The 11056-nt window shown below is 70.2% G+C and carries 10 protein-coding genes, 1 tRNA gene and 1 pseudogene; 4 read left to right on the top strand and 8 right to left on the bottom strand.

The window, feature by feature from the left end; translation table 11 throughout:
• Nucleotides 1-13 precede the first annotated feature (13 nt).
• From ACFYPS_RS08965 to ACFYPS_RS08955, 3 genes are all read right to left on the bottom strand, one after another.
• Nucleotides 14-1018, bottom strand: a complete 1005-nt coding sequence (locus tag ACFYPS_RS08965) for a multicopper oxidase domain-containing protein (RefSeq protein WP_354965513.1) — start codon at nucleotides 1016-1018, stop codon at nucleotides 14-16.
• A gap of 276 nt (nucleotides 1019-1294) precedes the next feature.
• Entirely contained in the window at nucleotides 1295-1492 is a 198-nt protein-coding gene (locus ACFYPS_RS08960) for a hypothetical protein (protein ID WP_354965514.1), read from the bottom strand.
• A gap of 20 nt (nucleotides 1493-1512) precedes the next feature.
• Complete coding sequence (locus ACFYPS_RS08955) at nucleotides 1513-1893, bottom strand: HD domain-containing protein (RefSeq protein WP_354965515.1); 381 nt, start codon at nucleotides 1891-1893, stop codon at nucleotides 1513-1515.
• A 284-nt stretch (nucleotides 1894-2177) separates the two neighbouring features.
• Here ACFYPS_RS08955 and ACFYPS_RS08950 point away from each other — a divergent pair.
• Nucleotides 2178-2429 (top strand): annotated as a pseudogene (locus ACFYPS_RS08950) (helix-turn-helix domain-containing protein); the annotation flags it as partial.
• A gap of 142 nt (nucleotides 2430-2571) precedes the next feature.
• Here ACFYPS_RS08950 and ACFYPS_RS08945 read toward each other — a convergent pair.
• A complete protein-coding gene (locus ACFYPS_RS08945; protein WP_354965516.1) occupies nucleotides 2572-3012 on the bottom strand; it encodes a hypothetical protein in 441 nt (146 codons plus the stop codon).
• Between the two features lie 134 nt (nucleotides 3013-3146).
• Nucleotides 3147-4136 (bottom strand): winged helix-turn-helix domain-containing protein, encoded by a 990-nt coding sequence (locus tag ACFYPS_RS08940; RefSeq protein ID WP_354965517.1) that lies wholly within the window; start codon nucleotides 4134-4136, stop codon nucleotides 3147-3149.
• Nucleotides 4137-4192: 56 nt separating this feature from the next.
• Between ACFYPS_RS08940 and ACFYPS_RS08935 the strand changes: the two genes are divergently transcribed.
• The 3 genes from ACFYPS_RS08935 to ACFYPS_RS08925 are packed head-to-tail and all read left to right on the top strand — an operon-like array spanning nucleotide 4193 to nucleotide 7177.
• Nucleotides 4193-4984 carry an SDR family NAD(P)-dependent oxidoreductase gene (locus ACFYPS_RS08935; RefSeq protein ID WP_354965518.1) on the top strand — a complete coding sequence of 264 codons (792 nt, stop codon included), beginning with the start codon at nucleotides 4193-4195 and terminating at the stop codon, nucleotides 4982-4984.
• A gap of 33 nt (nucleotides 4985-5017) precedes the next feature.
• The gene (locus ACFYPS_RS08930; RefSeq protein WP_354965519.1) at nucleotides 5018-6217 is read left to right on the top strand and encodes an MFS transporter; all 1200 of its coding nucleotides are present in this window, start codon (nucleotides 5018-5020) and stop codon (nucleotides 6215-6217) included.
• Nucleotides 6218-6277: 60 nt separating this feature from the next.
• Entirely contained in the window at nucleotides 6278-7177 is a 900-nt protein-coding gene (locus ACFYPS_RS08925; RefSeq protein ID WP_354965520.1) for an aminoglycoside phosphotransferase family protein, read from the top strand.
• A 238-nt stretch (nucleotides 7178-7415) separates the two neighbouring features.
• Here ACFYPS_RS08925 and ACFYPS_RS08920 read toward each other — a convergent pair.
• From ACFYPS_RS08920 to ACFYPS_RS08910, 3 genes are all read right to left on the bottom strand, one after another.
• A tRNA-Ile gene (locus tag ACFYPS_RS08920) sits at nucleotides 7416-7489 on the bottom strand.
• Nucleotides 7490-7630: 141 nt separating this feature from the next.
• On the bottom strand, nucleotides 7631-8869 hold the full coding sequence (locus ACFYPS_RS08915) for an FAD-dependent oxidoreductase (protein ID WP_354965521.1): 1239 nt from the start codon (nucleotides 8867-8869) through the stop codon (nucleotides 7631-7633).
• On the bottom strand, nucleotides 8859-10982 hold the full coding sequence (locus ACFYPS_RS08910; RefSeq protein ID WP_354965522.1) for an MMPL family transporter: 2124 nt from the start codon (nucleotides 10980-10982) through the stop codon (nucleotides 8859-8861). The genes ACFYPS_RS08915 and ACFYPS_RS08910 overlap by 11 nt, the downstream gene beginning before the upstream one ends.
• Nucleotides 10983-11056: the final 74 nt, after the last annotated feature.

Below are 11056 nucleotides of genomic sequence, written 5' to 3'. Positions count from 1 at the left end.
ACTCTCGATTCACTCAGCTGCCGTGCGTGTGGGTGTGGCCCTGAAATCTGTGGATGGCCTCCTCGGCGCCCGGCGGCATGCTGCCGTCCGCGTTGCGCACCAGGAAGATCCCGGCCATGCCGCCGTCGGAGTGGGACTGCACGTGGCAGTGGTACATCCACGCGCCGGGCCCGACGCCCTCCCCGGCCAGCACCTGGAACCCGAACGAGCTGCCCGGGTTGAGGTCCTTGTTGTCGATCACGAGGCTGGGGTCGGCCGGGCCCTCGAGCATCCCGGTGCGGTTGTCCGCCCAGCGGTGCGCGTGCAGGTGGAAGGTATGGAAGGTCCCGCCGTGCCCGATTGCGAGCCACTCCACCCGCTGGCCCAGGTTCGCCTCGAACATCGGGGTGTCCGGCGCCATCCGGTTGTTGATCATCATGTCGTTGAACACGACCGTGAACTGCTTCTCCGGCAGGATGTCGCCGCGGCGCCGCACGACCAGCGCGCCGTACAGCCCCTTGGCCACCCCGGCGGTGCCGTGGTCGGTGCCCATGGCGTGATCGTGGTAGTGCCAGTAGCCGGCGCTGCCCGGCATGAACCGCCGGCCGGACGCGAGGAACATCTCCCGCGAACGCCACACGTACGTCCGGGTCTCGCCGGGATTGTTGAACGAGGCGTTGAGCGGGCTGCCATCCGAGTCGGTGCTGTAGTCCACCCCGTGCGGGTGGATGGACAGCCGCTGGCTGGTGGTGTTGACCAGGGTGATCTCCAGCGTGTCACCCTCGTAGATCTCCAGCACCGGCCCGGGCACGGTGGCCTGGCCGGGTGCCAGGCCGTAGCCGAACAGCCCGCCGGGCAACTGCTCGGCGTAGATGGTGACCTTCTTGGTGACGCCGGCGACGGCCTGGGCCGGACTACCGCTGAAGGGGACGCCGACCGTGGACGCGGTCACGCCGACCGCTCCGGCGGCCAGCACTCCGGTGGTCATCAGGGATCTGCGGGACAGGTGGCGGGGGAAGCCGACGGGATGGTCGTCCATGGGACTCCGTTCTCGACCGGGCACAGCCGCGACAGGGCAGGGTGCGGCGACCGTCGAGACAGGAGGGACGGCCCCGCGAGCTCATGAGTCGTCGCGACTTTGCTCGGAAGACTCAGAACTTTCGACTGATGACATCAATCTATGTACCGATCTGACGAAAGTAAAGATCCTTCGATGGAAAGGCGGCCGCCGACAACGGTTTCCGCTGCCTGAGCAGGGGTTTTGTCCTCGACGGGGCCGGCCCGGGGGATCGGCAGCCCGAGCAGGCCACGACTGTCAGTCGGAGAACAGGGCCGCCGCGAGCAGTTGGGCGCCGCCTGCGCGGTCGAGTCGGGCCAGTGCGCTGTCGGGCTTGCGGGCCGGCTGGCCGGCCACGATCGCGGTGATCGCGGCGGCGAAGCCGAGCCGTGGATGTTCCTCGATGATTCGCCGGGTGATGTCCGGGGGGATCAGGTCCAGGCGAAGTCCGAACACGTCGACTGCCGCGCCGATGCTCAGGAGTGCGACCTCGGGCCGTGGATCCGTCGCGGTCTGCGCGCGCACGTGCAGGCGGATCGCTCGGCCACCAGGTCGGCGCGCGTCGCGTCGACGCCCTGCGACAGCAGGAATTCGGCGGCGGCGTCCGCGCCGATCTCCTCGAACGGCGCCGGCCCGTCGTAGCGTTCGGTGAGCCCGAGGTCGTGCAGAGCGGCACCGATGAACAGCAACTCGAGGTCCGGGTCGAGGCCGTCGCGGTCGGCCATCGCGAGCCCGAAATGGTACGTACGCAAGCAGTGGTTCACCAGCGTGGCCGGAGATGACGCGATGAGCAGATCGGTCGCCGCGGCGCTGAGGCGCGTGTCGGGGACGCGCGAGAAGATCGGTGTGATCGTCATGGCCTGACTCTTCATGATCCAGCGACGCACCACGAGTGGCCGGATCGCCACCTACTACCTGCGTGGCCTGGTGGACACACAACTGTCGGCTGTGTGCGGTGGCACGTTCGTGCTCGCCGAGGCGGGCCTGCTCAATGGTCACGCCGCGACCACGTCCTGGCTGTTCGCGCCGGAACTCGCACGGCGTTACCCGCTCATCGACGTGCAGTCGACGGCGCTGATCGTGCGCGTGGTTACGCGCGCATCTCGCCGACCGGTACGACCTCCCGGCTCTCGCGGCCGCCTTCCACGTGAGCACTCGCACGCTGCTGCGCCGCTTCGCGTCCGCGACCGGCAGCTCGCCGTTGGCCTACCTGCAGGCCGCCCGCGTGAGCGCCGCGAAACGGCTGCTGGAGACGTCGGAGCGCAGCATCCACGAGATCACCGCCCAGGTCGGGTACGCCGACGCCGCGACGTTCCGAACGCTGTTCGTGTCCACCACAGGCGTCACACCGTCGGAGTACCGCCGGCAGTTCCGACGCAGACCGGCCGCGTGAAGGCGGGTCGAACGCCGGCAGGAGCATCTCACATCACTCCCCCGCCGCCCCTCGACCTTTGCGGACTGGATTCCGACTGCACACGGTGAGGAAGCGGACGGACATCTGTCTTGATAGCCCGCGTCCGGCTACCCAACGGATCTCAACGTGCCCACCCGTCGTGACCGAGTGGAAACTCTCCACGAAGCAGGCTGATGAAGGCGTGGCCGCATGCCAGCAGCGGGCCGGTAGGCAGGTCCGAGGTGAACGACTCCTGCTCACCCCCGGCGCCAAAGGAGTTCACGAGATCCTTCGGGATGGCCGGAGACCAGGCGTGCAGTCGCCGGAGGACGCGCTCAGACAGGTCGAGCACAAGCGCGGCGCGATCGGGCTGCGTTCCGAGATGATCGTCCAGGTAGGACGACACGCATCCCATGAAGCCGGCTGTGGCCTGCGTCTCCCAGTCGTCTTGGGCGTCAACGAGCCATACGGGAGCTGCGGGGATTTTCTTGGCCTCCTGCGCCAGGAGGTACAGCCACACTTCCGCCTGAAAGTCGCGGACCCAGAAACCAGATCCGCGGTAGTCCAGGTACGAGCTGCCCACGCCGGCCAGTAGATCACCTTCGCGCAGCAGGCGGGCTCAGGGACCTGTTGTGGCGATTTCTCCGGTGCGTAGGCAAGTGGTCTCACGTGACTGGTGGACATGATCACATCAGGGGTGGCGCCTTGACCCTAGGATCACCGCGCCGCCGACCAGCCAGCCAATTGATCGCCAAGAGGGGTGCGCCGATACAGCACATGCCGTCCGTCGCGTGCGCGAGTGACCAGACCGGTCGCGTGGAGGACTTGCAGGTGTTGCGACACGGCGCTGGGTGTCACGGCGAGCCGTCGAGCGATCTCCACCGTCGGTAGCGGCTCGGCAAGAAGGTGGAGCAGTCGTGCCCTGGATGCGCCGAGGAGCGAGGCGAGGGCAGTCGCGTCGGCGGTCGGTGCCGGCGCCCAGAGCGTTGCTACTCCTCGGCAGGGGTATGCCAGCATTGGCGGCTCGTCCGGACTGACCGGTGGGGAGGGTTTGTACGAGAAGATGCACGGCACCAGCAGCAGTCCACGACCCGATACCGCGACGCGGTGCCTGCCGATCATCTTGTCGATGTGCAGGACCCCGTCGTGCCAGCGCAGGTTCGGGTGCATGTCTGCGAAGAGCAGGCGCGCGCCTCCTACGGCCAGTTGTCTGGCGCGATAGGTCATGTCTGCTTCCAGGACGAGTCGCATCTGCGGCCAGGTCGGCTTGATCGCTGCCTCCCAGTAGCGGTGCAGGTGGTCGCAGATGGTGTCGCGAAGCGCGAGCACCGGCTCATCGTCGTTTGCGGTGATCTCCCGCAGAACGGACGGCAGCCGACCACGGAGGTACACGGCGAGCACATCGCGGCGTACGACGTCCGGAGGTGTCCGGCGCACTGCGGCCAACTCTTCTTCGAAGGTCGCGGCGAACTCGGTCGGCCGGGGCGTCAGGAAGTCGGGAAGGCCACGGTCTGGCCCAACCAAGGACGTCAGCAGGTTGGCGTCGGGCGCATCGAGCCTACCGAGTACCGATCTGCGCCAGGGTAGGTGCAGCGCGTACAGGCCGGGCTCGCGTAGCACCCGCAGGCTGAGCACGGCCTGATGGATCGGTGAGATTGTGAAGCGGGTGTCGACGAGGTCTTCGACGCCGAGCAGAAAGCTGATCATTAAGCTATACGCTACATCGGTTGGCAGCCGACGCCGGGTGCCGTGGACTTTCAGCCATGACACACCAGATCAACATCCCCGGCCAGCAGGCCGATCGGCAGCGTACGGCGATCGTCACGGGTGCGGCACGCGGCATCGGCGCCGGGGTGGCCAAGCGTCTGGCGCGCGACGGCCTCGCGGTCGCCGTGGTCGACCTGAGCCAGGAAGACTGCGCCGACACCGTGGACGCCATCACCCGCGAAGGCGGAACAGCCGCGGCGTTCGCCGCCGACGTCAACGACGAGGCGGCCGTGGCCGCCACTGTCGCCCGGATCGCCGCTGAGTTGGGATCACCGACGGTGCTGATCAACAACGCCGGCATCGGCGGCCCCAACGCCGGCGTCGAGGAGACGAGCACCCAGCAGTGGGACGCGGTCGTCGGGGTCAGCCTGCGCGGGGCGTTCTTCCTCACTCGGGCCGTGACCCCCTACATGATCGCCGCCGGCTGGGGACGGATCGTCAACATGTCGAGCATCTCCGCGCTCGGCGATTCCGGCCGGGTCGACTACGCCGCCGCGAAGGCCGGTCTGATCGGCTTCACCAAGTCGCTCGCGCTGCGGCTCGGGCAGCATGGCGTGACGGCGAACGCCATCGGGCCGGGCTTCGTCGTCAGTGACATGACCAGGGTCGCGGCCCAGCGGCGTGGCCGCAGCTTCGAGGAGCACCAGCGGATCGTGGCGCAGACCATCCCGGTGCGCCGGGTCGGCCAGCCCGAGGACATCGCGCACACCGCGTCGTACCTGGTCAGCCCCGAAGCCGGGTTCGTCTCCGGCCAGGTCATCTACGTCGCCGGCGGGCCGGTGGACTGACGTGATCGACGCTTTCGGACAGGCGGTTCGCAAATGAGTCGCAGGCTGCTGGTGCTCCTCGCCCTCACCTGCGGGGTCGCCGTCGGAAACATCTACTTCCCCCAGACGATCAGCCCGCTGGTCGCCGCCAGCCTGCACGTCAGCGCTGACTCGGCCGCGCTGGTGGTGACCGCGGTGCAGCTCGGCTATGCCGCCGGGATCTTCCTGCTGGTGCCGCTCGGCGACCGGCTCCCGCACCGCCCGCTGATCGTCACCCTGCTCGGCCTCAGCGGGCTGGGGCTGCTCGCCGCGTGCGCCGCGCCGGCGCTGCCGCCGCTCGTCGGCGCGAGCGCCCTCGTCGGGGTCACGACCGTGGTCGCGCCGATCATCGGCCCCATGGCAGCCGGCCTCGTTGCCGAAGAGCAGCGCGGCATGGTCAGTGGCACGCTGCTGAGCGGCTCGATCGGTGGCATGCTGCTGTCCCGCACCGTCGCGGGCACCATCGGCGACTGGTGGGGATGGCGGGCCCCCTACCTGACGGCGGCGGCATCCGTGCTGCTCATCGCGGTGGTCATGGCCCGCGTGCTGCCGACAACACAACCGCCGTCCGGGCACCGATATCCGGCGCTGCTGGCCGAGCCGCTGCGCCTGCTGCGCACCGAGGCCGACCTGCGCCGCTCCTGCTTCTACCAGGCGACGATCTTCGCCGGTTTCTCGGCGGTCTGGACCGCCGTCGCGCTGCTGCTGACCGGTCCGACGTACGGCCTGGGCGCACCGGCGGTCGGGATGCTCGCACTGGTCAATGCGGCGACAATGCTGTGCACCCCGGTCGCCGGACGGCAGGTGGACCGGCGGGGCAGCGACGCGGTGAACCTGGCCTGCCTGCTCGGGATCATCGCCTCGGCCGCCGTCCTCGCGTTCGCCAGTCTCGGCGGGGCGGGGGGCCTCGCGGCACTGGCGCTCGGCACGTTGCTGCTCGACGTCGGAATGCAGTCCGGCATGGTCGCCAACCAGGTACGCATCTACGCCCTGGGGCCCGAAGCCCGGAGCAGACTCAACACCGCCTACATGACCTGCGCCTACCTCGGCGGCAGCCTCGGCTCCTGGCTGGGGGCCCGCGCCTACGCCCACTTCGGGTGGCTGGGTGTATGCACGGTGTTGACGCTCCTCGCCGTGACAGCTCTTGCCCGCTACCTGACGTCGACCCCCGCCACCGGCCACACTCGAACCACGGTCGCTGCCCAGAACGCCTGACCAAGGATGGTTGACTTGCCAGCCTGTACCCACCGCCCACCCCTGTCGCCGGATGCACCTATGCACGATGACCAGCTCGCCGTTTCGCTCGAGATGGTGCGTGAGCTGGTGGACGCGCAGTTCCCCGAGTGGCGGAGCCTGCCTGTCGGGCGCGTCGCTTCGCAGGGAACGGTCAATGCCATCTTCCGTATCGGGGAACGGTTCACGGCCCGGTTCCCCCTTCAGCCTCGTGAGGTCGAGGCGGCGCGGCGCTGGCTGGAATGCGAAGCGGAAGCGGCCCGAGAACTGGTGGGTCGTACGCGATTTCCCACCCCCGAGCCGGTCGCCATCGGTGAACCCGGCGTCGGCTACCCGCTTCCATGGTCGGTACAGACGTGGGTACCCGGTGTCGTAGCCACCGACCAGGACCCAGGTGACTCGTTCGCGTTCGCGCTCGATCTGGCCGAGTTCGTCAGTGGCGTGCGAGCCATCGACGCACGGGGACGCACGTTCACAGGCCAGGGTCGCGGTGGCGAGCTAGCAGCGCACGACGGGTGGATGGAAACCTGCTTCGGGCACAGCGAGACGCTGCTGGACGTCCCGCTGCTCCGCCGGATCTGGGAGGTCATGCGGGAACTGCCGCGGGGCGAGGCCCCGGACAGGATGAACCATGGTGATCTCATTCCGGGAAACGTCCTCGTCTCCGACGGGCGGCTGGCCGGGGTTCTCGACGTGGGCGGACTGGGGCCGGCCGACCCTGCCCTTGACCTCGTAAGTGCCTGGCACCTGCTGGAAAGCGGGCCACGTCAGGCGCTTCGGCAGCAACTCGGCTGCGACGATCTCGAATGGGAGCGCGGCAAAGCGTGGGCCTTCCAGCAGGCGATGGGGGTGGTTTGGTACTACCACCAGACCAACGCCACCATGAGTCGGATGGGCCGACGCACTCTCGCGCGCATCATTGCCGACCCGCCATCAGCCTGAGCCGGCACGCCCGAACGCGTCGTCGCAGCCAGCAAATACCGCCGCGTCGGCCCGCGCCGGATAGCCGCAAGTAACACGCAGACAGAGCGCGGAACCTCGCCGGGCCCGTATCCACCGAGCGGCGGCCTACCGCAGCATGCGGCCGTCCCTGTGGTTCGCGCACCGCCGCCTACTGGACGCGCCCTCCGGTCACGCGAACCGCAGAAGCGCAAGTAGGCAGCGAGATCACGTCATGGAGTGGGGCGGGCGGGACTCGAACCCGCGACCGAGGGATTATGAGTCCCCTGCTCTAACCGGCTGAGCTACCGCCCCGACACCGTGCCGGATCTTATCCCGCCCAGTCGTCGACGGCCAGCATCGAGCCGGCCGGCGCCCACGCCCGCAGTAGCACGATGGGCTACAGGAATATAACAGCGCGCTGCCGACCGCCCGGGGAGGCCGGGCGGCGGCCGGTCAGGCTGCACGCAGCTCCGCCAGCACCGCCCCGGCGGTACGCCAGCCGCTGGTCAGCGCGCCCTGGATCGATGGGCTGTCGCGGTGGTCACCGGCCACGAACAGCCCTTCCCCCAGCGCGACCGGCTTGCGCAGCCGCCCCTGCGGTGGCGGCGCGGCGGGTAGCGCGTCGGGGACGGCGACGGTGGTGAGGTGGGTCCAGTCGGCGGTGGACCGGCCGTACAGCCGGGTCAACTCGGCCCGTACGGTCGGCTCGGGCGGGGCCGTGGGGCCGACGACCGAGGTGGCCACGAGGTGTCGTCCGGCTGGCGCGTACGTCGGGGCGGCGTTGCTGAGCACCACGGTGTTGGCGACGGTTTCCCGCCGGTCACCGTCGATGAGCAGGATCGGTTCGGTCAGCGGTGGCTCGGGCGCGCTGTGGTAGTAGGTGGTGTAGCTGTGCATCCGTACCGTCGCCAGGGCCGGCAGCAGCGCGGCCGCGGCGGGCGGGTCGACGGCGACCACGACGGCCCGGCAGCGGATGTCGCCGGCCTGGGTGCGGACCCGGCAGGGGGCGACCTCGGCGACCGGGGTGTCCAGCGTGATCAGGTCGGCCGGCAGTGGGTCGGCGATCGCCCGGGGCAGCGCGGCCATCCCCTCGGCGGGCAGCCCGATCCGGCCGCGGGCGAAGGAGCGCAGCACCATCGCCAGCACGTGGCTGGAGGTCGCCAGTTCCCGGTCGATGAGCACGCCGGACAGGAACGGCCGCAGCAGTTCCTCGATGATCGCGTCGGACAGGCCGGCCCGCCGCAGCGCCACCTCGGCGCTGGTCTCCGGTGCGGTGAGCAGCAGGGACGCGGGCAGGGTGGCGCAGCCGGTGGCGAGCGCGGCGAAACGCAGCCGGTCGAGCAGGGAGCCGACCCCGGCCAGCGCGGTGCGCGGCCCGCCGGTCGGCTCGCGCAGCGGGTTGACCAGCCGCAGCAGGTCGTCGCCCTTGCGGACGAGCACCCCGGAGGTGAAGTACCCGAGGTCGAGCCGGTCGGTGTCCAGCAGCGTGCCGAGCCGGGGGTAGGCGGTGTTGAGCACCTGGAAGCCACGGTCGATCAGGTAGCCGTCCACGACGTCGGTGGCGATCCGTCCACCGAGCCGACTCCCGGCCTCCAGCAGCCGCCAGGGCACGCCGGCGCGGTGCAGCCGGCGGGCGGCGGCCAGGCCGGCCAGGCCGCCGCCGACGATGACGACGTCGGTCTCAGCGAGCATGGCGTGCCTCCCGCTCACCGTTCGCCCGGGACAACCGGCCCGGCCACCAGACCTTCGGCCCGATGTCGTACGCGAGCGCGGGCACCAGCAGCGACCGGACGATGATGGTGTCGATGAGCACCCCGACCGCGACCGCGGTGCCCAGCTCGACCAGCACCACCAGCGGCAGGACGGCCAGCGCGGAGAAGGTCGCGGCGAGCACGATGCCGGCGGAGGTGATCACCCCGCCGGTGACGGCGAGGCCGGCGAGCACCCCGACTCGGCTGCCGCGCTTGACGGACTCCTCCCGGACCCGGCTCATCAGGAAGATGTTGTAGTCGATGCCGAGCGCGACCAGGAAGACGAACGCGAACAGCGGGAACGACGCGTCCACCCCGGGGAAGTCGAAGGCGTGGCGGAACAAAAGCGCGCAGAGGCCGAGCGTGGCCGCGAAGCTGAGCAGCACGGTGGCGATCAGTAGCACCGGTGCGAGGAGTGCGCGCAGCAGCAGGGCCAGGATGACCGCGATGACGACAAGCACCACCGGGATGATGACGTTCTGGTCGCGCCGGGCGGCGTCGGAGGTGTCCACGTTGATCGCGGTGAAGCCTCCGACCACCGCGTCGGCGCCGGGCACCTGGTGTACGGCGACCCGCAGGTCGCGGATGGTCCGCTCGGCGCCGTCGCTGTCGGGCGGGTCGGCGAGGGTCGCCTCCAGTTGCACCCGCCCTTCGACGACCTTCGGTGCGGCGTTCTCCTGGGGCGGGCCGGTCTGCGGTCCGGCGGTGAGCGGACGGACGTCGGCGACGCCGGGCACGCGCTGCGCCACCTGGGCCACCTGCCGGGCGGTCTGCTCGGTGGCGAAGATGGTGGCCGGGCTGCCGGTGCCGGCCGGGTAGTGCCGGGCGATGATTTCCTGACCGTCGACCGAGTCGGTGCGCTGGGTGAACAGGTCGGACTGGCCGAGGGTGGTGGCGCCGAGCTGGGTGAGGCCGAGCGTGAGGATGGCCAGCACGACCGCGGTGCTCAGCCAGACCGGTCGGGCGTGCCGGGCCACGAAGCCGGCGATCCGGCTCCAGATGCCGTGCTCGGTCCGCGGGTCGGCCTGGTCGGCCCGGGGCCGTCGCGGCCAGAACGCCCACCGACCGCCGAGCAGCAGCAGCGCGGGCAGGAAGGTGAGCATCACCAGCAGGGTGGCGGCGATGCCGATGGCGGCGACCGGGCCGAGCGCCCGGTTGGAGTTGAGACTGGACAGCAGCAGGCAGAGCAGGCTGACGATGACCGTCCCGCCGGAGGCGATGATGGCGGGGGCGGCGCCCTTCCACGCCGTACGAATGGCGTCCCAGGGGCGGTCGTGCCGGTGCAGCTCCTCCCGGTAGCGGGCGATGAGCAGCAGCGCGTAGTCGGTGCCGGCGCCGAAGACCAGCACGGTGAGGATGCCCTGGGCCTGCCCGTTGAGTTTGAGCACGTCGGCGTCGGCGAGCAGGTAGACGAAGACCGAAGCCAGCGCGTACGACATCCCGGCGGCCAGTAGCGGGAAGACCCAGAGCACGGGGCTGCGGTAGACGATGAGCAGGATCACCAGCACCACGACCAGGGTGACCAGCAGCAGTGGCCCGTCGATGGCGGAGAAGACCTCGATCAGGTCGGCGAGCAGACCGGCCGGTCCGGCGACGTCGACGGTGAGCCCGTCCCGGTCGCCGCCGGCGATGTCGCGCAGGTGCTCGACGACCGAGCCGATCTCCTCCCCCTCCGCGTCGTCCACCGGCACGACGACCTGGAGCGCCTGGCCGTCCTCGCTGGGGATCGGCGGGGGCAGCGGGTTGACCACGCCGGGCACCTGCGCGAAGCGGGCCACGTCGGCGCTCGCCCGCTGCCGGTCCGCGTCGGTGATGCCCGAGGTCCGCTCGTAGACGACCAGCGCCGGGATGGTCTGCCGGTCGACGAACTCGCCGGCGAGGTCCTGGGCGCGGGTCGCCTCGGCGTCGGTGGGCAGGAAGGCGGCGTTGTCGTTGGTGGCGACCTCGCCAAGGCGCCCGGAGTACGGCCCAGCCACACCCCCGATCACCAGCCAGGCAAGCACGACCGCCACCGCGATCAGGGTGGCCCGGCCGTGGCCTCCTCGTCCGGACATCCGCACTCACCCCAAGAATCGACGCACCAATCGACGCAGCGGGAGTCCAAGTCGACAGCGACCATCCTGCCGGG

It is taken from the genome of Micromonospora sp. NPDC005087 (assembly GCF_042872965.1).
GTDB lineage: Bacteria > Actinomycetota > Actinomycetes > Mycobacteriales > Micromonosporaceae > Micromonospora.
The sequence above is the reverse complement of the archived record's forward strand: the minus strand, read 5'-3'. Positions and strand labels throughout refer to the sequence as shown.

What these genes read in the sequence shown, in the direction of transcription:
- ACFYPS_RS08955 (WP_354965515.1), bottom strand. Translation starts at nt 1,893, where the DNA reads ATGACGATCACACCGATCTTCTCGCGCGTCCCCGACACGCGCCTCAGC.
- ACFYPS_RS08910 (WP_354965522.1), bottom strand. Translation starts at nt 10,982, where the DNA reads ATGTCCGGACGAGGAGGCCACGGCCGGGCCACCCTGATCGCGGTGGCG.
- ACFYPS_RS08930 (WP_354965519.1), top strand. Translation starts at nt 5,018, where the DNA reads ATGAGTCGCAGGCTGCTGGTGCTCCTCGCCCTCACCTGCGGGGTCGCC.
- ACFYPS_RS08935 (WP_354965518.1), top strand. Translation starts at nt 4,193, where the DNA reads ATGACACACCAGATCAACATCCCCGGCCAGCAGGCCGATCGGCAGCGT.
- ACFYPS_RS08915 (WP_354965521.1), bottom strand. Translation starts at nt 8,869, where the DNA reads ATGCTCGCTGAGACCGACGTCGTCATCGTCGGCGGCGGCCTGGCCGGC.
- ACFYPS_RS08965 (WP_354965513.1), bottom strand. Translation starts at nt 1,018, where the DNA reads ATGGACGACCATCCCGTCGGCTTCCCCCGCCACCTGTCCCGCAGATCC.
- ACFYPS_RS08940 (WP_354965517.1), bottom strand. Translation starts at nt 4,136, where the DNA reads ATGATCAGCTTTCTGCTCGGCGTCGAAGACCTCGTCGACACCCGCTTC.
- ACFYPS_RS08925 (WP_354965520.1), top strand. Translation starts at nt 6,278, where the DNA reads ATGCACGATGACCAGCTCGCCGTTTCGCTCGAGATGGTGCGTGAGCTG.